Origin of the sequence: Plantibacter sp. VKM Ac-2885 (genome assembly GCF_015351205.1) — a bacterium.
In the GTDB taxonomy this organism is placed as follows: Bacteria; Actinomycetota; Actinomycetes; order Actinomycetales; family Microbacteriaceae; genus Plantibacter; species Plantibacter auratus.
In genome coordinates this window covers 1,619,697-1,640,954 of sequence record NZ_JADKSK010000001.1, presented here as the reverse complement: position 1 = coordinate 1,640,954, position 21,258 = coordinate 1,619,697, and the positions used below count along the sequence as shown (strand labels likewise).

At 70.2% G+C, this 21,258-nt stretch carries 17 protein-coding genes and 1 riboswitch; of the genes, 8 read left to right on the top strand and 9 right to left on the bottom strand.

The features are described 5' to 3' along the window. Positions 1-52: 52 nt before the first annotated feature. Genes ITJ66_RS07925 through ITJ66_RS07915 form a run of 3 tightly spaced genes read left to right on the top strand, consistent with a single transcriptional unit; the run spans position 53 to position 4,147 of the window. On the top strand, positions 53-955 hold the full coding sequence (locus ITJ66_RS07925) for a hypothetical protein (protein ID WP_228501528.1): 903 nt from the start codon (positions 53-55) through the stop codon (positions 953-955). Then, complete coding sequence (locus ITJ66_RS07920; RefSeq protein ID WP_194644313.1) at positions 952-3,363, top strand: SDR family oxidoreductase; 2,412 nt, start codon at positions 952-954, stop codon at positions 3,361-3,363. The genes ITJ66_RS07925 and ITJ66_RS07920 overlap by 4 nt, the downstream gene beginning before the upstream one ends. Beyond that, entirely contained in the window at positions 3,353-4,147 is a 795-nt protein-coding gene (locus ITJ66_RS07915) for a ferritin-like domain-containing protein (RefSeq protein ID WP_194644312.1), read from the top strand. Before ITJ66_RS07920 ends, ITJ66_RS07915 begins: the two co-directional genes overlap by 11 nt. A 72-nt stretch (positions 4,148-4,219) precedes the next feature. Here ITJ66_RS07915 and ITJ66_RS07910 read toward each other — a convergent pair whose 3' ends face one another. From ITJ66_RS07910 to rsmI, 6 genes are all read right to left on the bottom strand, one after another. Beyond that, entirely contained in the window at positions 4,220-5,158 is a 939-nt protein-coding gene (locus ITJ66_RS07910; protein WP_191940737.1) for a 4-(cytidine 5'-diphospho)-2-C-methyl-D-erythritol kinase, read from the bottom strand. A 40-nt stretch (positions 5,159-5,198) separates the two neighbouring features. Further along, positions 5,199-6,266: an L-glyceraldehyde 3-phosphate reductase gene (gene mgrA / locus ITJ66_RS07905; RefSeq protein ID WP_124768944.1), complete on the bottom strand. Its 1,068-nt coding sequence runs from the start codon at positions 6,264-6,266 to the stop codon at positions 5,199-5,201. A 9-nt stretch (positions 6,267-6,275) separates the two neighbouring features. Continuing rightward, positions 6,276-7,127 carry a 16S rRNA (adenine(1518)-N(6)/adenine(1519)-N(6))-dimethyltransferase RsmA gene (rsmA, locus tag ITJ66_RS07900; RefSeq protein WP_194644311.1) on the bottom strand — a complete coding sequence of 284 codons (852 nt, stop codon included), beginning with the start codon at positions 7,125-7,127 and terminating at the stop codon, positions 6,276-6,278. Positions 7,128-7,276: 149 nt separating this feature from the next. Further along, positions 7,277-8,182, bottom strand: coding sequence for a TatD family hydrolase (locus ITJ66_RS07895; RefSeq protein WP_159878137.1), 906 nt, complete (start codon positions 8,180-8,182; stop codon positions 7,277-7,279). Then, the gene (metG, locus tag ITJ66_RS07890) at positions 8,179-9,759 is read right to left on the bottom strand and encodes a methionine--tRNA ligase (protein WP_194644310.1); all 1,581 of its coding nucleotides are present in this window, start codon (positions 9,757-9,759) and stop codon (positions 8,179-8,181) included. The genes ITJ66_RS07895 and metG overlap by 4 nt, the downstream gene beginning before the upstream one ends. 41 nt (positions 9,760-9,800) lie before the next feature. Then, entirely contained in the window at positions 9,801-10,658 is an 858-nt protein-coding gene (gene rsmI, locus ITJ66_RS07885) for a 16S rRNA (cytidine(1402)-2'-O)-methyltransferase (RefSeq protein WP_124768941.1), read from the bottom strand. A gap of 68 nt (positions 10,659-10,726) precedes the next feature. Between rsmI and ITJ66_RS07880 the strand changes: the two genes are divergently transcribed. Together ITJ66_RS07880 and ITJ66_RS07875 are read left to right on the top strand one after the other, a co-directional pair. Then, on the top strand, positions 10,727-12,289 hold the full coding sequence (locus ITJ66_RS07880) for a dolichyl-phosphate-mannose--protein mannosyltransferase (protein WP_370582588.1): 1,563 nt from the start codon (positions 10,727-10,729) through the stop codon (positions 12,287-12,289). A 13-nt stretch (positions 12,290-12,302) separates the two neighbouring features. After that, a complete protein-coding gene (locus tag ITJ66_RS07875) occupies positions 12,303-13,322 on the top strand; it encodes a YeiH family protein (RefSeq protein ID WP_194644309.1) in 1,020 nt (339 codons plus the stop codon). 32 nt (positions 13,323-13,354) lie between these two features. On the opposite strand, the gene ITJ66_RS07870 is transcribed toward ITJ66_RS07875, so the two are convergent. Further along, the gene (locus tag ITJ66_RS07870) at positions 13,355-13,678 is read right to left on the bottom strand and encodes a multidrug efflux SMR transporter (protein WP_079003866.1); all 324 of its coding nucleotides are present in this window, start codon (positions 13,676-13,678) and stop codon (positions 13,355-13,357) included. A 14-nt stretch (positions 13,679-13,692) separates the two neighbouring features. Beyond that, positions 13,693-13,756: riboswitch (guanidine-III (ykkC-III) riboswitch) on the bottom strand. A 108-nt stretch (positions 13,757-13,864) separates the two neighbouring features. Here ITJ66_RS07870 and ITJ66_RS07865 point away from each other — a divergent pair. From ITJ66_RS07865 to ITJ66_RS07855, 3 genes are all read left to right on the top strand, one after another. Continuing rightward, the gene (locus ITJ66_RS07865; RefSeq protein WP_079705440.1) at positions 13,865-15,154 is read left to right on the top strand and encodes an O-acetylhomoserine aminocarboxypropyltransferase/cysteine synthase family protein; all 1,290 of its coding nucleotides are present in this window, start codon (positions 13,865-13,867) and stop codon (positions 15,152-15,154) included. 214 nt (positions 15,155-15,368) lie between these two features. After that, complete coding sequence (locus tag ITJ66_RS07860) at positions 15,369-15,860, top strand: CoA-binding protein (RefSeq protein ID WP_370282230.1); 492 nt, start codon at positions 15,369-15,371, stop codon at positions 15,858-15,860. Between the two features lie 111 nt (positions 15,861-15,971). Continuing rightward, entirely contained in the window at positions 15,972-19,247 is a 3,276-nt protein-coding gene (locus ITJ66_RS07855) for a BTAD domain-containing putative transcriptional regulator (RefSeq protein ID WP_194644307.1), read from the top strand. Between the two features lie 24 nt (positions 19,248-19,271). Here ITJ66_RS07855 and ITJ66_RS07850 read toward each other — a convergent pair whose 3' ends face one another. Next, complete coding sequence (locus ITJ66_RS07850; RefSeq protein WP_064296503.1) at positions 19,272-20,087, bottom strand: ABC transporter permease; 816 nt, start codon at positions 20,085-20,087, stop codon at positions 19,272-19,274. Further along, positions 20,084-21,097 carry an ATP-binding cassette domain-containing protein gene (locus ITJ66_RS07845; protein WP_194644306.1) on the bottom strand — a complete coding sequence of 338 codons (1,014 nt, stop codon included), beginning with the start codon at positions 21,095-21,097 and terminating at the stop codon, positions 20,084-20,086. Before ITJ66_RS07845 ends, ITJ66_RS07850 begins: the two co-directional genes overlap by 4 nt. Positions 21,098-21,258 lie beyond the last annotated feature (161 nt).

The following is a 21,258-nucleotide window of genomic DNA, read 5'->3' as shown; positions in this document are numbered from 1 at the left end:
TATCGTTGCAAGCTACAGTGATGAGGTCGGATCGTCACGGAACGGAGACGCCATGGTGAACCGGGATTCGCCGCGCGGAACAGCACCCGCGGCCCTCGAGGACGCGGAGCAGGAGAGCGCCATGCTGCGGCCTGCCCACGGGTTCAGCGTCCGCGACTACGCGAAGTCCGCCGTCGGCAGTCGCCGCAAGGAGATCGACGCCGCTGCCTTCTCCGAGACGCCGCTGAGTGCTGAGACGGTCGCTCTGCTCCGCGCCCTGTCGGACATCGAGCGCGCGACGATGCAGTACCTCCGCGGGGTGCTCGTCACCCCCACCCACAAGGACGCCAGGGTCACCGCGTTCCTGATCACCTGGGCGTACGAGAAGTACTGGATCACCGACACCCTCGACACCGTGCTCAAGGCGAACGGGACCCCGCGCGACAAGACGCGTTCGACGGGTCTCCGCCGCACCGTCCACGGTGTGCGCGATCGCTTCGCACCCATCGGCCAGGCCCTCGTCGCGAACGTGCTCGGCGAGGACATCATCGCCTGGCACATGACGATCGGGACGATCGACGACCTCATCACCCACGCGGCCTACCGTGCGGTGCGCGAGCGCGAGCCGCACCCCGTGCTCGACCGCCTCGTCGACGAGATCCTCGAGACGAAGGCCAGGCACCTCGAGTTCTTCACCGCTCAGGCGAGTGACCGCCTCGCCGCGTCGCCCCGTGCACAGGGCATCACCCGTCGCCGCATCCGGAACGCCGTGTGGCCCACCGGCTCCGATGCGAACGGCCCCCGACAGACGGCGCGGTTCGCCGCGCTCGTGTTCCGCAGCACCGCCACCTGGAGCGACCCCGCCGTCCTCGGCATCGACGCGTCGATCGACGCGCTGCCCGGTCAGTCGGGCCTCCATCTCGCCGCCAGACTTGCCCGCCGCGGACGCCGCGGCAGCCTCGAGGAGAACCGATGACCGACACCCCCACGCCAGACGCCGAACAGCCCGACGCCCAGGAGCCGGAGGCTCAGCAGCCCGCCACCGAGCAACCCACCATCGCCCCGGATGCCCTCGACGGCGCGCACGTCCTCGTCACCGGTGGCACCGGCTTCCTCGGCCAGGCGGTGCTCGAGCGCCTGCTCGCCGATCACCCGACCACGCGCGTCAGCCTGCTCATCCGGAAGAAGGGGTCGGTCCGCGGGAGCGACCGTCTCCAGACCCTGCTCCGCAAGCCGGTGTTCAAGGCCTGGCGCGAACGCGTCGGCGCTGAAGCCGCTGCGGCGATCGTGGCCGAACGCGTCAGCGTGATCGAGGGTGGCCTCGACGAGATGGCGCTGCCGGCCGACCTCGACGTCGTCATCCACAGCGCGTCGACCGTCTCCTTCGACCCGCCGATCGACGAGGCCTTCGCCACGAACGTCGGCGGCGCCACCACCCTGTACGCGGCGCTCGCGAAGAGCGGCGCGACCCCGCACGTCGTCCACGTCTCCACCGCCTACGTCGGCGGCACGCGGAAGGGCATCCAGCCGGAACGCAGCCTCGCGCACGACGTCGACTGGCGCGTCGAGGCCGAGGCAGCCCGCTCGGCACGCGTCCGCACCGAGGAGTCGTCCCGTCGTCCGGAGGTCCTGCGCAAGCTCATGCAGACCGCCCGTCGCGAGCACGGCAAGGCCGGCCCCCAGGCCGTCTCGAACGCCGCCGAGGCTGCACGCATCGCCTGGGTCGACGCCCGACTCGTCGCCCACGGCCGTGCACGCGCCGAGAGCCTCGGCTGGACCGATGTCTACACCTTCACGAAGGCGATGGCCGAGCGGGTCGCCGAAGAGCGCTGGGCCGGCGAGGGCAACCGACTCTCCGTCGTGCGTCCGTCGATCATCGAGAGCGCGCTCGCGCACCCCTTCCCCGGCTGGATCGACGGCTACAAGGTCGCCGACCCGCTGATCATCGCCTACGGGCGCGGACAGCTGCCCGACTTCCCGGGCCTCCCCGACAGCGTGCTCGACATCATCCCCGTCGACTTCGTCGTCAACGCGATCCTCGCTGCGGCCCAGACCCCGCCGGAGCCGGCTGCGGCGCGGTACTTCCACGTGAGCTCCGGCGCCAGCAACCCGCTGCCGTTCCACAAGATGTACGCGAACGTGCACAGCTACTTCACGGAGCACCCGATCCCGGCGGACGCCGGCGACATCAGCGTGCCGACCTGGAACTTCCCCGGCGGGCGCGCCATCGAGCGCTCCATCGACCGGCGGCAGAAGGCGACGACGGCGGCCGGCCGGGTCGTCTCCCACCTGCCGGCCAACGCGACCACCCGCGGGTGGCAGGACCGGATCCGCAAGGCGTCGAGCGACCTCGGCTCGCTCCGCGACTTCACCGGGCTCTACCGCTCCTACGTGCAGAGCGAGATCGTCTTCGACGACCAGCGCACCCGTGCCCTGCACGCCTCACTGACGCCCGAGCAGCAGACGGACCGCGGGTTCGACGTCACGACGATCGACTGGGACGACTACTTCCAGCGCATCCACTTCCCCGCCGTCACGACCCTGACCCGCGCCTTCGCCAACCGCAAGGCGGGCGCCGCGAAGCAGCAGAAGATCCTGCCCGTGCGCGACGACGTCCTCGCGGTGTTCGACCTCGAGGGCACGGTGCTCGCCTGGAACCTCATCGAGCAGTACCTCTGGCTGCGGCTCGCCGCGACCTCACGGTCGCGCTGGCCCATCGAGATCGCCACGCTCGGCGCCTCCATGCCGGGGTACATCGGTGCTGAACTCCGCGACCGCGGTGAGTTCATCCGCACGTTCATGCGCCGCTACGAGGGCGTCGACGTGGCGCAGCTCGAGAAGATCGTCCGGGGCGGCTTCGGCAAGGCCGTCCGGTCCCGCCTCCTCCCCCAGGCGCTCGAACAGATCGCCGCGCACCGGGCGGCCGGTCACCGGACGATCCTCGTCACGGGCACCATCGACCTCATGACGGCTCCGCTCGAGCCGTTCTTCGACGAGGTCGTGGCCGGGGCGATGCACGCCGAGAACGGACGCCTCACGGGCTACCTCGACAGCCCGCCGCTCGTCGACGAAGCGCGCGGCGCCTGGCTCACGCAGTACGCCGAGCAGCACGGCATGGACCTCGCGCACTCCTACGGCTACGGCGACTCCCATGCGGACGCCGCCTGGCTGCAGCTGGTCGGGAACCCGGTCGCCGTCAACCCCGACCACACCCTGTACAAGCTGGCGCAGGCCGGCCGGTGGACGGTGCGAGAATGGGCACGAACCACCGGAGGCGTCCGCTCCGAAGACGAACTGACCCGCGCACCGCGCCCCGCACAGCCGAGAGGAGAGCGGACGGCCGAGGACACGATCCCCGACCGCCCCACCGCACATGGCGTTTGACATCGACAAGTTCACCGAGACGAGTGTCTCGGTGAACTGGAGCGACCTCGACTTCGACGAGTTCAAGACGAACCCGCTCCCCCCTTCCACCCTGCGCAGCCTGCGCTACATGTGCGACATCGAGTACCACACGGTCTGCTACCTGCGCGACATGCTCATGACGCCGTCCCACGAGGACGACGAGGTCGGCGCGTTCATGACGATGTGGAACCGTGAGGAGTTCTGGCACGGGGAGGCGCTCGCCGCCGTCCTCGCCGCCCACGACATCACGGTCGACTTCGACGAGCTCAAGGCGACGCGCCTGAAGCTCGGCTGGAAGGACCGCCTCGACCCCATCAAGCAGTCGATCCTCGGCAACCTCGTGGGCACCGACTTCATCGCGGTGCACATGAGCTGGGGCGCGGCGAACGAGTGGTCCGCGACCGCCGCGTACACCCGCCTCGCGCAGTTGGAGCGACACCCGGTGCTCTCGGTGCTCCTCAAGCGGATCGCGAAGCAGGAGACGCGTCACGTGGCGTTCTACGCGAGCCAGGCCAAGGCACGCCTGGAGTCGTCGAAGAGCGCACGTCGACTCACCCGCTTCCTGCTCCGCAAGGTGTGGGGCCCCGTCGGTTCCGGCGTCATGCCCGACTCCGAGGTCACGCACGTCATGGGCCACCTCTTCGGCGACGAGGACGGCCTGGCCGAGGTGCGCCGCATCGACGGGCACATCGCCAAGCTCCCCGGTATGGAGGGGCTCACGATCATCGAGAACTCGCTCCGCGTGCGCGGCGTCGCGGCCTGAACCGCGCCACCTCGTACAGCAGCCCCGGTCGGATCTCCGACCGGGGCTGCTTCGTGTCGTGCGGGCCGCGTCTCAGCTCTGCGAGACGATGCGGGCGCCGTGGACCGGTCCGTGGGCACGGATGACCTTCAGCCCGGACGAGGCGAGCGTCACCTGCAGTTCGACGGCGTCGTCGGTGTCGGCCGCCAGGAAGGCGATCGTCGGCCCGGAGCCGGAGACGAGGCTGCCGAGGGCTCCCTGGGAGTCGCCGAACTCGAGCACCTCGCCCAGCACCGGGCGCAGCTGCAGCGCAGCGGCCTGCAGGTCGTTGTGGAGGACCTCCCCGAGGAGGTGGGCGTCGCCCGCCCGCAACGCCTGGAGCACCGCCGCGTCGACCGTCGGCTGACGACCGGACGGCGAGATGTCCAGGATGTGCCGCGCACGGTGGGCGTCGAGCTCCTGGTAGACCTGCGGGGTCGACATGCCGAAGTCGGCGAGGGCGAGCACCCACTCGAACTGCCCCTTGGCCAACGCGCTGCTCAGTTGGTCGCCGCGGCCGGTGCCGACAGCGGTGCCGCCGAGCAGGGCGAAGGGCACGTCGGCGCCGAGGCGCGCCGCCAGCGCCAGGAGGTCGTCGCGGCTGCGTTCGGTCCCCCAGAGGGCGTCACAGGCGAGCAGCGTGGCCGCGGCGTCGGCTGAGCCGCCGCCCATCCCGCCGGCGACCGGCACGTGCTTCTCGATCTCGAGCCGGACACCGCCGCGGTACCCGGTCCGTCTCGCGAGGGCCTTCGCGGCGCGGATGGCGAGGTTGCTCGTGTCGGTCGGCACACCCGACACGTCCACCGAGCCGGAGAACGACACACTGAAGTCGTCGGCCGGGTACGCGTGCACGTCCTCGTACAGCGAGATCGCCTGGTACGCGGTCGCGACGTCGTGGTAGCCGTCGTCCATCACTTCGCCGACTTTGAGGAAGACGTTGATCTTCCCCGGTGCTCGCACGTGGACGTGCTTGAGGATGGCCTCGGTGGTCATTGTTCCAAGTTAGTCGATCGAGCAGGCGCCTCAGACCGCGTCACTTGTCGGAGGAGTCCGCCCAGATGTTGACGTCGGCGCCCTCCGCGAGTCGGTCGATCTCCTCGAGCTCCTCGGTCGTGAACGCGGGGCCGTCGAGCGCCGCCAGGTTCTCGTCGAGCTGCTCGGGACGGGAGGCACCGATGAGGGCGGAGGTGATCGCGGGGTTGTTCAGGACCCAGGCGAGCGACATCTGCGCGAGGGTCTGCCCGCGCTCCACGGCGATGTCGTTGAGCGACCGGAGGCGGGTCGCCATCTCCTCGCTCACCTGGCGGTCGGGCAGGGAGGGACGGTTCGTCGCGCGCTCGGCCGGGCCGTCGCCGAGGTACTTGTCGGTGAGCAGGCCCTGCGCGAGCGGTACGAAGGCGATCGCGCCGAGGCCGGTCTCGGTCAGCACCTCGGTGAGGCCGTCCTCGACCCAGCGGTTGAGGATCGAGTACGACGGCTGGTGGATCACGAGCGGCGTGCCGAGCTCGCGAGCGACGGCGTGTGCGGCGGCGGTCCGCTCGGCCGAGTACGACGAGATGCCGACGTACAGGGCCTTGCCGGAGCGCACGATCGCGTCGAGCGCGCCCACGGTCTCCTCGATGGGCGTGACCTCGTCGACCCGGTGCGAGTAGAAGACGTCGACGTAGTCGAGACCCATCCGCTCGAGCGACTCGTCGAGGCTCGCGGTCAGGTACTTCTTCGAACCGAAGTTGCCGTACGGGCCTGGCCAGAAGTCGTAGCCGGCCTTCGAGGAGATGATGAGCTCGTTGCGGTACGGACCGAAGTCCTCGCGCATCATCCGACCGAAGTTCGTCTCGGCGGAACCGTAGGGCGGGCCGTAGTTGTTCGCGAGGTCGAAGTGGGTGATGCCGTGGTCGAACGCGTGGCGCAGGAGCGCGCGCTGCCCGTCGAACGGCCGGTTGTCGCCGAAGTTGTACCAGAGGCCGAGCGAGATCGGCGGGAGGAAGAGCCCCGAGGTGCCGACCTGGCGGTAGTCGTTCCGCGCGTAGCGGTCGTCCGCCGCAGCGTACGGGCGGTGGATGTCGGGGACGTTCAGCGGGAATCGAGCATCAGCGGTCATGCGCCAACGTTATCGTCCCGCACGCACGATCGACAGGAAGTCGTGGACCGTGAGCTCCTCGCCGCGGGCCGTCGGCTTCACTCCGGCGGCCTCCATCTGCTCCGTCGCGGCCTGGGAGCTGCCGAGGACGCTGCCGAGAGCCTGCCGGAGCATCTTGCGACGCTGCTGGAACGCCGCGTCGATGAGCGCGAAGGTCTTGGTGCGCTCTTCCTCGGTGCCGATGACGTCGGCGCGCCGCTCGAATCCGACGAGCACGGAGTCGACGTTCGGAATGGGCCAGAACACCTGGCGGCTCACCTGGCCGGCGATGCGCCACGCGCCGTACCAGGCGGCCTTCGCGCTCGGGGCGCCGTAGACCTTGCTCCCCGGGCCGGCGGCGAGTCGGTAGCCGACCTCGGCCTGCACCATGACGACACCGGCCGTCAGCGAGGTGAAGTGCTCCAGGAAGTGCAGGAGGACGGGCACGGAGATGTTGTACGGCAGGTTGGCGACGAGTCGGTTGGGCTGCGCGGGGAGTTCCTCGATGCGCATCGCGTCCTCGTGGACGACCGACAACCGGTCGATCATGCCCGGTGCCATCTCCCCCACGGTGAGCGGCAGCTGCTTGGCGAGCCGACCGTCGATCTCGACGGCGACGACGCTCGCGTCGGCCTCGAGCAGGCCGAGGGTCAGCGAGCCGAGTCCAGGGCCGATCTCGACGACGACGTCGCCCGGAGCGACGTGCGCGACCGACACGATCTTGCGGACGGTGTTCGCGTCGATGACGAAGTTCTGACCGAGCTTCTTCGTCGGCGTCACGTCCAGCAGGGTGGCGAGATCTCGGATCTCGGCGGGGCCGAGCAGGGCGACGGAGGCGGTCATCCCTCCAGTATCCCTGATCGCAGACCTTCCCCTGGGCGATGCCAGCGCGGTGCGCTGGCCCGAGCGCGGGGCACAGCCGCGAGCGCGGGCCTCCGGAGGGGCGCGCTCACGCCAGCGCACCGCGCTGGCGTGACGGAAAAAAGGACGGGTCAGTCGGCCCAGGAGCCGTAGACGCGCTCGGTGTTCGTCGCGAGCTGCGTCGCGAACGCGGCGACGTCCTCACCCAGGTGCTCGGCCATGCCGCGCACCGTGTACGGGAGGAGGTACGGCGCGTTCGGCCGACCGCGGAACGGGGCGGGCGTGAGGTAGGGCGCGTCGGTCTCGACCATGATCAGCTCGCGGGGCATGATCGCGAGCGCCTCACGCAGCGGTGCGGCGTTCTTGAACGTGACCGTCCCGGCGAAGGAGGCGTACCAGCCGTGCTCGGCGCACAGCTCGGCGAGCTCCGGGCCGCCCGAGAAACAGTGGAAGACGGTGCGTTCCGGAGCGCCCACTCGGAGGAGCGTCTCGACGACCTCGTCGTGGGCGTCGCGATCGTGGATCTGCAGTGCGACACCGTGGCGCTTCGCGATGGCGATGTGCGCTTCGAACGATGCGAACTGCGCCGCGCGGCCGTCCTCCTCGGTGCGGAAGAAGTCGAGGCCGGTCTCGCCGACGGCGCGGACGCGAGGCTCCGCCGCCAGACGGTCGATCTCGGCCAGCGCCTCGTCCAGGGTGCCCGCGCGGTCGAGGTCCGGTGCGTCGTTGGGGTGGATCGCGACCGCCGCGAGCACGCGGGGGTCACGAGCGGCGATCGCCGCCGACCAACGGGAGGTCTCGACGTCGGTGCCGACCTGCACGATGCCGCGGACCCCGACGGAGGCCGCGCGGTCCAAGTGCTCCGACGGGGTCAGCGGGGCGTCGCCGTCGGCATGCTCGAGGTGCGTGTGGTTGTCGTAGACCGCGACCGGCAGCGCCTCAGGAACCTCGGGGTAGCTCAGCTGCTTCCGCTCCCCCGCTTCGCGCTGCCGCAGGTGCGGTGTGGCGGCCGGATCCGGCGCGACGCCCCCGCTCATTCGGCGACGGCCTCGATCCGCGGGAACAGGGGCTCGAGCCCGCCCACCGAGGTGCCGGCGGGCAGCTGCCCCCAGGTGCCGACGTCGCCGATGCGCTGTGCGCCGAGCTCGCCGAGGGCGGCTTCAGCGCCGAGAGCGGACCACAGTTTGGTGGTCGCCTTCGGGACGAAGGGGTGGAGCAGGACCGACAGGGCGCGCAGGCCCTCGACCGCCGTGGCGAGCACGGTGCCGAGCCGCTCCCGCTTGGCCTCGTCCTTCGCGAGCGCCCACGGCTCCTGCTCGGTGATGTAGCCGTTCAACTCGTCGACGATCCGCCAGATGGCAGCGAGGGCGTCCTGGATGGCGAGGCGCTCGATCGCGGCGTCGGCGTCGGTTGCAGCGCGGGCGACCGTCTCCTGGATGGCCACGTCGGCCGGCTCGGCAGGGCCGCTCGCCGGCACGACGCCGTCGAAGTACCGCGTCACCATGGCGAGCACGCGCGAGGCGAGGTTGCCGAAGCCGTTCGCGAGCTCCGCCTGGTACCGCGCGGAGAGGTCCTCCCAGCTGAACGAACCGTCCTGCCCGAAGGCGATGGCACGCATGAAGTAGTAGCGGAACGCGTCGGAGCCGAAGGTGTCGGTGATCTCACTCGGTGCGATACCGGTGAGCTTCGACTTCGACATCTTCTCGCCGCCGACGAGCAGCCAGCCGTGACCGAAGACCCGCTTCGGGACCTCGAGCCCGGCGGCCATCAGCATGGCCGGCCAGATGACCGCGTGGAACCGCAGGATGTCCTTGCCGACGATCTGCGTGGCGGGCCAGCGCTCGGCGAACGCCTCCTCGTCGGAGCCGTACCCGGCGGCGGTGATGTAGTTGAGCAGGGCGTCGAACCACACGTAGACGACGTGGCTCTCGTCCCACGGGACCTTGATGCCCCAGTCGAAGGTCGAGCGGGAGATGGACAGGTCCTTGAGCCCCTGGCGCACGAACTGGATGACCTCGTTGCGCGCCGACTCCGGCTGCACGAACTCCGGTCGCTCCTCGTAGAGGGCCAGCAGGCGCTCGGCGAAGTCGCTCATGCGGAAGAAGTAGTTGCTCTCCTGGAGCAGTTCGACCGGCTTCGAGTGGATCGCGCACACGAGCTGCCCGACGTACTCGCCGGTGCCCTGCACGAGGTCGCTCTCCTGCTTGTACTCCTCACAGCCGACGCAGTAGTACCCCTCGAACTCACCGGTGTAGATGAAGCCGGCGTCGTACAGGCGCTGGAGGAAGAGCTGGACGTTCTGTTCGTGCCGCACGTCCGTCGTGCGGATGAAGTCGTCGTTCGAGATGTCGATCGTGTCGAGCAGCGGGTACCAGGACTCGCTCACGAGCTTGTCGGCCCACTCCTTCGGCGTCACGCCGTTCGCGGTCGCCGTGCGCAGGATCTTCTGGCCGTGCTCGTCGGTCCCGGTCAGGAACCAGGTGCGGTCGCCGGCCTGACGGTGCCAGCGCGCGAGGACGTCCGCGGCCACCTCCGTGTAGGCGTGCCCGATGTGCGGGGCATCGTTGACGTAGAAGATGGGCGTGGTGATGTAGAACGAGGTGCCGTCGGCCATGGGGTCAATCCTAGGACGAGCGGGCGTGGCCACCGTGCCTGTTACGGCGCGGGACGCACCTGCGCGTCCGGCGACGCCTTCGGAGGCCGGGCTGCGAGGGCCGCCTGGTACAGGTCGCGCTTCGAGAGGCCGGTGGCCTCGGCGACCTCGTTGGAGGCGTCCTTCAGGCGTGTGCCCGAGGCCACGAGCGCGAGCACCTGCTCGAGCGCGGTGGCCGGATCGGCCTCGACGGCCTCAGCACCGGCGATGACGATGCAGATCTCGCCCTTCACACCCCCGGACGCCCATTCGGCCAGTTCAGCGGCCGTCCCCCGCTTGACCTCCTCGAACAGCTTGGTGAGCTCCCGGCACACCGCCACGCGACGATCGGCTCCGAGCACGGAGGCGATGTCCTCGAGGGAGGAGGCGAGTCGGTTGGGCGATTCGAAGAACACCATCGTGCGCGGCTCGGTCGCGAGGGCTCGGAGGCTGCTGCGTCGGTCGCCCGGCTTCCGCGGGAGGAACCCCTCGAAGGTGAAGCGGTCGGTCGCGAGGCCGGACACGGCGAGCGCCGTCACGACCGCCGACGGCCCGGGGATCGCGGTGACCTGGACGTCTGCGGCCGCCGCCGCGTCGACGAGGTGGAAGCCGGGGTCGGACACGGTCGGCATGCCGGCGTCGCTGAGCACGAGGACGTCGGTCTCGCGGGCCAGTTCGACGATCTCGGCCGCGCGTTCGCGCTCGTTGTGGTCGTGCATGGCGATGAGCCGCGGCCGCGATTCCACACCGAGGGCGCGCAGCAGGTGGATGGCCGTCCGGGTGTCCTCGGCGACGATGACCTCCGCCGCGGCCAGCGCCTCCCGGAGTCGGGGCGACGCATCGCCGAGGTTGCCGATGGGGGTCGCTCCGAGGATGATCACCGGACCAGTCTCCCATCCGGTCGGGGTGGTTAGATGAGACGGTGTCGGTCGATCTTCTGGAAGCCCCTGTGACGGGATCCCGCCTCGACCGCTGGTGGGAGCGGATGCTCCGCACCGAGCGCCGCCGGAAGCTCTGGATCTGGGGTGGTCCGGCCGCTGTGACGCTCCTCGCGTTCGTGCTGCGGTTCTGGAACCTCGGTCACCCGCACTCGCTCGTCTTCGACGAGACCTTCTACGTGAAGGACTCGTGGTCGCTGTGGCTGAACGGCTACGAGAGCACCTGGCCGGACGGGGCGGACGAGGGCTTCGCGAACGGCGACGCGGGCAGCCCGAGCACGAATCCCTCCTACGTCGTGCACCCACCGCTCGGCAAGTGGCTGATCGCGCTCGGCATCGCCGTGTTCGGCATCGACGACAGCACCGGGTGGCGCATCTCCACCGTGATCGCCGGAACGCTCGCGGTCCTGCTCGTCACGCTCATCGCCAAGCGGTTGTTCACCTCGTCGATCCTCGCCGTCCTCGCCGGGTTCCTGTTCGCGATCGACGGACACTCGATCGTCATGGCCCGGGTCTCGCTGCTCGACAACTTCCTCATGTTCTTCGTGCTCGCGGGATTCGGCGCGATCCTGTTGGACCGGTCGTGGCACGCGTCACGCCTGGCGGCGAAGGTCGCGTCAGCCCGGGCGAGGGGCGCCGATCCGGCCTGGGGTCCCGTCCTCTGGTGGCGGCCGTGGCTGCTCGCCGCAGGGGTCGCGTTCGGCGCGGCCACCGCGGTCAAGTGGAACGGACTGTACTTCCTCGCCGCGTTCGGCGTGTACGTGATCGTCACGGATCTCCTGCTCCGTCGCCGACTGGGCCTCAGCCTGTGGGCGAGCGCGGCGGTCCTCAAGCAGGGCCCCGTGTCCTTCGTGACCCTCGTCCCGGTGGCCGCCGTCGTGTACCTCGCCAGCTGGACCGGGTGGATCAGGACGTCCGGCGGGTACGACCGCCAGTGGGCGGACGCGGTGGGCAACGCCTGGACCGGCACCTTCGCGTGGGTCCCCCACTGGTTCCAGAGCCTCCTGCACTACCACCAGAGCGCCTACAGCTTCCACGTCGGCCTCAGCACCCCGCACCCCTACGCCGCGAACCCGCTCGGCTGGCTGCTCATGATCCGGCCGACGAGCATGTACTACCAGTCCCCAGCCACCGGGACCGACGGCTGCGCGTGGGACGCCTGCTCCTCCGCGATCACCTCGATCGGCAACCCGCTCATCTGGTGGGGCGCCGCCGTCGCGCTCGGGTACTGCGTCTACCGGCTCGTCCGGTACCGCGAGTGGCAGGTCGGGCTCATCGTCCTCGGAGTCGCAGCGGGGTACCTGCCCTGGCTGCTCTACCTGAACCGGACGGTGTTCCAGTTCTACACGATCGTCTTCGAGCCGTACCTCATCCTGGCGCTCGTCTTCGCGATCGGGAAGATCCTCGGGTCCCGCGACGACCCGGAGGAACGACGGTTCGCCGGCGTCGGCGTCATCGGGGTGTTCGTGACCATCACGACGCTGTTGAGCATCTTCTGGTATCCGCTCTGGACCGCCATCACCGTGCCCTACTGGTTCTGGCACCTGCACGCCTGGTTGCCGTCATGGGTGTGACGGGAGGACGACGATGAAGGCGCTCCCAGGGGTGCTCGTCGCCGGTGCAGCGGCGCTCGCCGCCCTGGGCCTCCACACCCTCCTGCCGGTCGTCCCCCTGCTGACCGCGAGCGTCCTGCTCGGCATGGTGGTGGGCCAGCTTCCGCCGTTCCAGCGGCTCGCGGCGGGTGTCCTGAAGCCGGGACTCGGCATGAGCGCGAAACGGTTCATGCGGATCGGCGTCGTCCTGCTGGGGCTGAAGCTGAGCCTCGTCGACATCGCCGGCCTCGGGTGGGTCACCCTCGCCACCACGGTCGCGATCGTCGTCGTCACCTTCTTCGTCACCCTCTGGCTCGGTCGGAGACTCGGGCTCGCGGGCCCCGAACCGCTCCTCATCGCCACGGGCTTCTCCATCTGCGGCGCCTCCGCCATCGGCGCGATGAGCGGCGTCGTGAAGGCGAAGGACGAGGAGCAGGCGACGCCCGTCGCGCTCGTCACGCTCTGCGGGACCCTCGCGATCTTCGTCCTCCCGGCGCTCCGCGGCCCACTCGGGCTCAGCGACGAGCAGTTCGGTCACTGGGTGGGGGCGAGCGTGCACGACGTGGGCCAGGTCGTCGCGACCGCCCAGATCGCCGGCACGAGCGCACTCGCGATCGCCGTCGTCGTCAAGCTGACCCGCGTCGTGCTCCTCGCCCCCGTGGTCGCCGCCGCCGCGACGATCGAACGCCGCCGACTCCTGACGGTGTCGGCCGGCGCCGGTGCGCAGGTCGATGCCGACGGAACCGCGACCGCAGCCCGACCGCCGATCGTCCCGCTGTTCGTCGCGGGCTTCATCGCCGCGGTCCTCGTCCGCACCCTGCTCCCGGTGCCCGAGCTCGTCCTCGACGTCGCCGACGGCGTGCAGACCGCGCTGCTCGCGATGGCGCTCTTCGCACTCGGCGCCGCGATCCGCGTCCGTACGCTCGTCACCACCGGGTGGCGCGCGCTCGTCGTCGGGCTCGTCTCCTGGCTCCTCATCGCGGTGCTCGCGCTCGGAGCGGTGCACCTGGCCTGAGGCACGCAGGCGTGCGTGCCTGGGCAGCGCGGCTAGTGCTCGCCGCCCACGATCTTCAGGCCGATGACGCAGCCGATGAGCCCGAGGATGAGCAGCACCTTGACGACCGACAGCTGCTCGCCGCCGAAGGTCATGGCGTACCCGACGGTGAGCGCTGCGCCGATCCCGACCCAGACCGCGTAGGCGGTGCCCACCGGGATGTCGCGCATGGCCCAGGCGAGGCCGGCCATGCTGAGCACGAGCGCCCCCGCGAACGTCACGGTCGGCCAGAGCTTCGTGAAGCCCTCGGACTTGCCGAGCGCGGTGGCCCAGACGGCTTCCAGGACGCCGGAGGCGATGAGTACGATCCATGACATGACGATCACTCCCAAGTGGTCAGTCTTGTCGCGTTCCGGGTACTGCGCCCTCGTCCGGCAGCCCGATCAGGGCTGTGCTCCACACGATACGCCGACGCCCTGGGCAGGCCCTGTGCAGTGCGGTCGAATGCGACGCAATGTTGCAGCACGGTGAAGCGCTCGACGGTGCTCCGGTAGCGTGAACGCATGGCAGATCGTGAGTATGGCTTCCGCACGCGTGCGATCCACGCGGGCAACATCCCCGACCAGGTGACCGGCGCACGGGCGCTGCCCATCTACCAGTCGAGCGCCTTCGTCTTCGACGACACCGCCGACGCCGCCGCGCGCTTCGCCCTGCAGAAGTACGGGAACATCTACTCCCGCCTGGCCAACCCGACGGTCGCGAGCTTCGAGGAGCGCATCGCCAGCCTCGAGGGCGGCCTCGGTGCCGTTGCGACCGCCTCCGGCCTCGCCGCGCAGTACATCACCTTCGCCTCGCTGGCCGGACAGGGCGACCACATCGTCGCCTCGGCCAACCTCTACGGCGGCTCGATCACGCAGCTCGACGTCACCCTCCGCCGGTTCGGCATCGAGACCACCTTCGTGCAGTCCTCCGACGCCGCCGACTACGCCGCCGCCATCCAGGAGAACACGAAGCTCGTCTTCGCCGAGACGGTCGCGAACCCCTCGGGCGAGATCGCCGACATCGAGGGCCTCGCCGACGTCGCACACGCACACGGCATTCCGCTCATCATCGACTCGACCATCGCGACGCCCTACCTCAACCGCCCGATCGAGTGGGGTGCCGACATCGTCACGCACTCGGCCACCAAGTTCCTCGGCGGCCACGGCACGACCCTCGGTGGCGTCGTCGTCGAAAGCGGGCGCTTCGACTGGAACACCGACAAGTTCCCCCTGTTCGGTCAGCCCGTCCCGAGCTACGGCGGCCTGCAGTGGTCAGGCAACTTCGGCGAGTACGCCTTCCTCACCCGGCTGCGCGCCGAGCAGCTCCGCGACATCGGTCCGGCGCTCGCACCGCACTCGGCCTTCCTCCTCGCCCAGGGTGTCGAGACGCTGCCGTTCCGGATCCAGGCCCACGTCGACAACGCGCGGATCGTCGCCGAGTGGCTCGACGCCGACCCGCGCATCGCCGCCGTCAACTGGGCCGGACTCCCGGCCCACCCGCACCACGAGCGCGCGAACAAATACCTGCCGAAGGGGCCGGGCTCGGTCTTCAGCTTCGAGGTGAAGGGTGGCCGTCAGGTCGGCCAGAAGCTCATCGAGTCCGTCGACCTCGCGAGCCACCTGGCGAACATCGGCGACGCGAAGACGCTCATCATCCACCCCGCATCGACGACGCACGCGCAGCTCTCCGACCAGCAGCTCGTCGACGCCGGTGTGCTGCCGGGCATCGTCCGGCTGAGCGTCGGCATCGAGGACCCTGACGACATCATCTACGACCTCGACCAGGCGCTCGCCGCAGCGGTGAAGGAGTAGTGGCATGAGCACTTCGACAAGCTCAGTGACCGGTGTGGACGCGACCGTGACCGGTGTGGACGCGACCGTGACCGGTGTGGACGCGACCGTGACCGGCGTGGACGCGACAGTGACCGGCGTGGACGCGACCGTGACCGACCAGGACGCGACCGAGACGGTCCGGCTCACCAACGGTCTCACCTGCTCGCTGCCCGCCGATTCGCCGCTCGCGAAGCTGCTGCGTTCGCAGCGCACCTGGGCGGGCCCCGACGCGAAGGCTCGCCTGAAGCTCCTCCGCGAGGCGAAGTCCGTCGCGATCGTCGGCGCCTCACCGAACCCGGCGCGTTCCTCCTACTTCGTGGGCACCTACCTGCAGCAGTCGAGCGACTTCACGATCTACTTCGTGAACCCGAACGCCACGGAGATCCTCGGTCAGCCCGCCTACCCCGACCTCGCCTCCCTGCCGGAGGTACCCGACATCGTCGACGTCTTCCGCAAGGCGAGCGACATCCCCCAGGTCATCGACGAGGTCGTCGCCATCGGAGCACCGACCGTCTGGGTGCAGCTCGGCATCTGGAACCAGGAGGCAGCCGAGTACGGCGAGTCGAAGGGTCTGAACGTCGTGATGGACCGCTGCATCAAGGTGGAGCACGCCCGGTTCCACGGTGGACTCCACCTGCTCGGCTTCGACACCGGGCAGATCACCGCCCGCAAGACCCTGCGCTGACGCCTCGGTTCCCTGAACTCGTCGGCAGGTCGCACTTCGACAGGCTCAGTGACCGGGGACGGCTCAGTGACCGGGCCGGTCCAAGTAACGAGCCGTGGATACACTCGTGACGTGCCTGCGTCGAACCTCCGAGTGACCGTCCTGGGGCCGGTGCTCGTCGAGGGACGCACCGGTCGGCTCGTCGAACCCGGCGGCCGGCTCGCCAAAGCGCTGGTGACCATCCTGGTGCTCGCGGACGGGCGCGCCGTGTCGACGGCCGCCCTCATCGACGAGCTGTGGGACGACGCACCGCCCGCAGGTGCCAAAGCCGCGCTGCAGACCCTGGTCTCACGGGTGCGCGCCGTGTCGGCGCCGGACCTCATCGACTCCTCGGCCGCCGGGTATCGACTGTCGATCGACCAGTCCCTGGTCGACCTCCACGTCGCCGCGCAGGCGGCCGATGCGGCGTCGACGGCCATCCGCGCCGCCGACCCGCACACCGCGGGCACGCTCGCCCGGGACGCGCTCCTCCTCTGGACCGATGATCCCGGCGCTGAACTGGACGGCCCGATCGGCGACGAGCTGGCGCTCCGCGCGGCGCGGCTCCGCGACGACCTGCGCCGGGTGCGTGCCCAGAGCCGCCTCGAGCTCGGCGACGGCGCGGCCGTCATCACCGATCTCGAGGCGCTCGTCGCCGCCGACCCACTCGATGACGCCACCCAGCTGATGCTCTTCAACGCCTACGCGCAGAGCGGACGTCGCTCCGACGCGATGCAGCTCTTCGCCGACCACCGTCATCGTCTCCGGGACGAACTCGGCGCCGACCCGACGTCGGCGCTGGTCGCGGCACACGCGGCGCTCCTGCAGGACGCCGTCGAGCCGTCTGCGCCGGCGTCCACACCAGCGACCGCCCGCGTCTCCAGCATGGTGCTCGGACTCCGGACGGCGCCGAACGAGCTCCTCGGTCGCGACACCGACCTCGACGCGATCGGCACGCTCGTGTCCGAGGTCCGCCTGACCACGATCCTCGGCCCCGGTGGCCTCGGGAAGACCCGACTCGCCCAGGAGGTCGCCCGGCGTGCCACCACGAACACGCCCGGCGTCGTCGTGGTGGAACTGGCGAGCGTGCGGGACCCGGACGATCTTCCGCTCGCGGTCGCGACCGCACTCGGCATCCGCGAAGCCCCGACTCCGCGTCGGCTGAGCGAAGCGATCATGGCGCAACCGGTCGAACTGCACGAGCGCATCATCGACCGACTCTCGGAGCGACCGACGCTGCTCGTGATGGACAACTGCGAGCACCTCGTGGATGCGGCGGCACGCTGGATCGCCGATGCGCTGGCCTGGGTCGGCGACCTCCGCGTCCTCGCGACGAGTCGGAGCCCGTTGTCGATCGCCGCCGAGCACGTCTACCAACTCGACCCGCTGGACGCTGCCGTGGACGGCACCGACCTCGAACACGCGGGCCCGGCGGTGCGGCTGTTCGTCGAGCGTGCGCGCGCCGCCCGTCCGGGACTCCATGTGCCACTCGATGTCGCAGGACGTCTCTGCGCGAGACTCGACGGCCTGCCGCTGGCGATCGAACTCGCGGCGGCGCGCACCAGATCCATGTCGGTCGAGGAGGTGGAGCGACGACTCGGGAACCGCTTCACCCTGCTGACCGCCGGTGATCGCAGTGCTCCTGAGCGCCACCGCACCCTGCTCGCCGTCATCGACTGGAGTTGGAACCTCCTGGGCGAGCACGAACGTGTCGTCCTCCGTCGCATGTCCAGGTTCCCCGACGGCTTCGATCTGGAGGCGGCTGCAGCGCTCGCCCCCGAGGTCGAGGTCGTGGAAGCGCTCGACGCGCTCGTCGGCCAGTCGTTGCTCACCGTGCAGGACGACCCGGCCACCGGGACCGTCAGATTCCGGATGCTCGAGACGGTCCGCGAGTTCGGCGCGATCAAGTCCGCCGAGGCGCACGAGGACGACCTCGTACTCGACCGCACTCGGACGTGGGCGGTCGCACTCGCCGAGACGCTCCTCCCCGCCATGCAGGGACCCCGACAGGTGGCGGCGTTCGCGCGCCTCGCCCTCGAACAGGACACCCTGGTGGACGTGCTCCGCGGGGCCGTCGCCGACGATCGCGCCGATGTCGTCGCCCCGGTCTTCGCAGGACTCGCCCTCTTCTGGACGATCCGCAGCGCGCATCAGGAGGTCCTGGTCTTCGGAACGGCCGTCCTCGACGTGCTCCGCCATCAGGACCCGGAGTCGGTGTCGACCGACACCCCGGCCATCGCCGTCGCCATCATCACCGTGACGTTCCTCGCCACCGATCCCCGCACGTCCGCGCGAGCGATCGGCGTCCTCCGCCGACTCGAACGGGCGCGGACGACACAGGCCCCACGGATGCGCGCGATGGTCAGCCTGTTGCTGGTCGCGGGTCGCCCCGAACGCGCGGAGGCCCTCCTCCGCGAGTACTCCCGGTCGACCGACCCGCACGTCGCGAACCTCGGGAACCTCATGTCGGCCCAGGCGGCGGAGAACGACGGCGACCCCCGCGCCGCCGAAGCGGCCGCCCTGCGCGCGAACGACCTCTCGCTCACGCTCGGAGACGTCTGGGGCGCCGCCATGAGTGCGCACATGCTCGCCCAACTGCACAGCCAGAACGACGAGCCGGAGGAGGCGCTCGTCTGGGCGGCCCGCGCTGCCGAGGGGCTGACCGCGATCGGTGCCGAGGCGGACCTCCGTCAACTCGAGTGGCTGATCGCGATCGGCGACATCGCCCGCGGTGACCACGCCGCCGCCACCACCGTGCTCGACCGGTTCCTCTCGGACGACGTCTCGTTCTCCGCGTTCGCCCCGCTCCCCGAGCGGCGGTCGATCGGCTGGGCCGGTCTCGCCGAGATCGCGCGGGCACAGGGCGACGCCGCACGGGGAGCCGAGCTCTACGGGAGGGCGCTCGTGGCGTTCGCTCCGGGTGAGTCGCGCCGATCGCCGTGGTTCACCCTCGTCGGTTCCGCCGCGATCGCCGCCGCCGTGCTGGACGGCGTCCCGGGCGCCACCGAGGTCCAGCGTCTCGTGCGACGGGTCCGCACCCGCACCATCGCGCTGGGACGCCTCCTCCCGAACCGGTTCGACCGGCCCGTGCTGGGTTCCACGATCATCGCCCTCGGCGCCTGGTACGTCCGCTCGGACGACGACGAGGTGCGGTTGATCGGCGCCGAGCTCGTCGCGCTCGCCAGTACACTCGCCTCCCGTCAGGACATCCCGTCGCTCGTCCGCACACCACACGAGGCAGCAGCGGCGGCGCGTCTCACGGCGACCGAGCGCGACCGCCTCGCCGAGCGGACCCTCCCTCTGCAGGCGCACGAGAGCGCCGCCAGGGCGTTCGAACTGCTCGGCAGTCCTGCCCTGGCGGCGCGCTGATCGGTCGCTGCGGTCGTCTCGTCGTCAGGCGCGGCGCATGTACGCCCGCACGGTGAGCGGTGCGAAGACCGCGACGATGACGGCGGCACCGAGGAGCGCCAGCCAGGCGTCGCCGCCGAAGACACCCGTGTTCGCGAGGTCGCGGACCGCGGTCACGAGGTGCGAGACGGGGTTCACGTCCACGAAGCCCTGGAGGAAGCTCGGCATCGTCTCCGGGTTCACGAAGGCGTTCGACAGGAACGTCAGCGGGAACAGGACGAGGAACGAGATGCCCTGCACGCTGCTCGCGCTCCGGGCGATGACCCCGAAGAACGCGAAGATCCAGCTGATGGCCCAGGCGCAGACGATCACGAGGAGGCCGGCGAGGGCCACGAAGCCGATGCCGCCCTCCGGTCGGTACCCCATGACGAAGCCCATCGCGAAGGTGAGCGTCGTGGCGATCGTGTAGCGCACCGTGTCGGCGAGGAGGGCACCGGCCAGCGGTGCGATGCGGGCGATGGGCATCGACTTGAAGCGGTCGAACACGCCCTTGTCCATGTCCTCGCGGAGCTGGATGCCGGTCACGACCGAGGTCGTGATGACGGTCTGGACCAGGATGCCCGGGATGATGATCGGCAGATAGCTCGCGACGTCGCCGGCGATCGCGCCGCCGAAGATGTACGTGAACATCAGGGTGAAGATGATCGGCTGGACCGTCACGTCGATCAGCTGCTCGGGCGTGCGCTTGATCTTGAGCAGTCCGCGGTACGCCATGGTGAAGGAGTTGCGGACCGTCTGCGAGAGGCTGACGTGGTTCCGGAGGGACCGGTCTGCGGCCGGGGTGATGGTGATCGTGCTCATGCGTGGACCTGCTCTGCGGTGTCGAGGGAATCGGTGTCGGACGTGGCGTCGGCGTCGTCCGCCTCGACCCCGTGTCCGGTGAGGGTGAGGAAGACCTCGTCGAGGGTCGGCTTCTGGACACTCATCTCCGCGAGCCGGATCCCGGCTCCCCGGAGCGTGATGAAGAGGTCGGTCACGGCGTCGGGGTCGCGCATCGGGGCCGTGATGCGGGTGGCCTCCGGCGAGACGACGGTGTCGACGCCGAGGACGCTCGAGATGACCCGTCGCGCATCCTCCAGGTCGGCGGGGTCCGCGAGCCGCAGCTGCAGCGACGACTCGCCGACGGAGGCCTTCAGCTCGTCGGAGGTGCCCTCGGCGACCACGAGACCGCGGTCGATGACGGCGATCCGGTCGGCGAGCTGGTCCGCCTCGTCGAGGTACTGGGTGGTCAGGAGGACGGTCGAGCCCGTCGCGACCAGGCGGCGGATCGTGTCCCACATCTGCGCGCGGGTCCGCGGGTCGAGGCCCGTGGTCGGCTCGTCGAGGAAGATGAGGGGCGGCTGGGCGATGAGGCTCGCCGCGAGGTCGAGACGACGACGCATACCGCCCGAGAACTTCTTCAGGGGTCGCGACGCCGCGTCGCTCAGGCCGAACTCCTCGAGGAGTTCGGCGCTCTTGCGCTTCGCCTCCGCGCGGCCGAGCCCGAGCAGTCGCGAGAAGATGACGAGGTTCTCGGTGGCCGAGAGGTTCTCGTCGACGGACGCGAACTGCGCGGTCACGCCGATGAGCTGGCGCACGACCTGCGACTCCCGCTGGATGTCGTGTCCGAAGACGGTGGCGCTGCCGGCGTCGGGACGCAGGAGCGTCGCCAGCATGCTGATGGTGGTGGTCTTGCCGGCGCCGTTCGGGCCGAGGACGCCGTAGACGGTGCCGGTGCGGACCGAGAGGTCGACGCCGTCGACCGCCCGGTTGTCGCCGAAGGTCTTCACGAGGCCGTGGGCTTCGATCGCCCAGTCGGAGCTGATGCTCATGCGGATGCCTTTCGAAATCAGGTGTGGACCGCCGGTGGGCGACCCGGACAACAGTGTGGGCGGGGGCACTCACGGATCGCTCACCTACCGCTGACACCCGCTGACACCGCACCCGGCGCCGAAGACGCTTAGAGTGAGAGGAGCCAGTCGCACCGAAGGGG

Bases quoted from the DNA above. Each gene is read 5' to 3' on its own strand.
- ITJ66_RS07875 (WP_194644309.1), top strand. From the start codon at position 12,303: ATGAAGGCGCTCCCAGGGGTGCTCGTCGCCGGTGCAGCGGCGCTCGCC.
- ITJ66_RS07920 (WP_194644313.1), top strand. From the start codon at position 952: ATGACCGACACCCCCACGCCAGACGCCGAACAGCCCGACGCCCAGGAG.
- ITJ66_RS07915 (WP_194644312.1), top strand. From the start codon at position 3,353: ATGGCGTTTGACATCGACAAGTTCACCGAGACGAGTGTCTCGGTGAAC.
- ITJ66_RS07925 (WP_228501528.1), top strand. From the start codon at position 53: ATGGTGAACCGGGATTCGCCGCGCGGAACAGCACCCGCGGCCCTCGAG.
- mgrA (WP_124768944.1), bottom strand. From the start codon at position 6,266: ATGACCGCTGATGCTCGATTCCCGCTGAACGTCCCCGACATCCACCGC.
- ITJ66_RS07870 (WP_079003866.1), bottom strand. From the start codon at position 13,678: ATGTCATGGATCGTACTCATCGCCTCCGGCGTCCTGGAAGCCGTCTGG.
- ITJ66_RS07865 (WP_079705440.1), top strand. From the start codon at position 13,865: ATGGCAGATCGTGAGTATGGCTTCCGCACGCGTGCGATCCACGCGGGC.
- metG (WP_194644310.1), bottom strand. From the start codon at position 9,759: ATGGCCGACGGCACCTCGTTCTACATCACCACGCCCATCTTCTACGTC.
- ITJ66_RS07910 (WP_191940737.1), bottom strand. From the start codon at position 5,158: ATGACCACCGAGGCCATCCTCAAGCACGTCCACGTGCGAGCACCGGGG.
- ITJ66_RS07850 (WP_064296503.1), bottom strand. From the start codon at position 20,087: ATGAGCACGATCACCATCACCCCGGCCGCAGACCGGTCCCTCCGGAAC.
- rsmA (WP_194644311.1), bottom strand. From the start codon at position 7,127: ATGACCGCCTCCGTCGCCCTGCTCGGCCCCGCCGAGATCCGAGATCTC.
- ITJ66_RS07895 (WP_159878137.1), bottom strand. From the start codon at position 8,182: ATGAGCGGGGGCGTCGCGCCGGATCCGGCCGCCACACCGCACCTGCGG.
- ITJ66_RS07845 (WP_194644306.1), bottom strand. From the start codon at position 21,097: ATGAGCATCAGCTCCGACTGGGCGATCGAAGCCCACGGCCTCGTGAAG.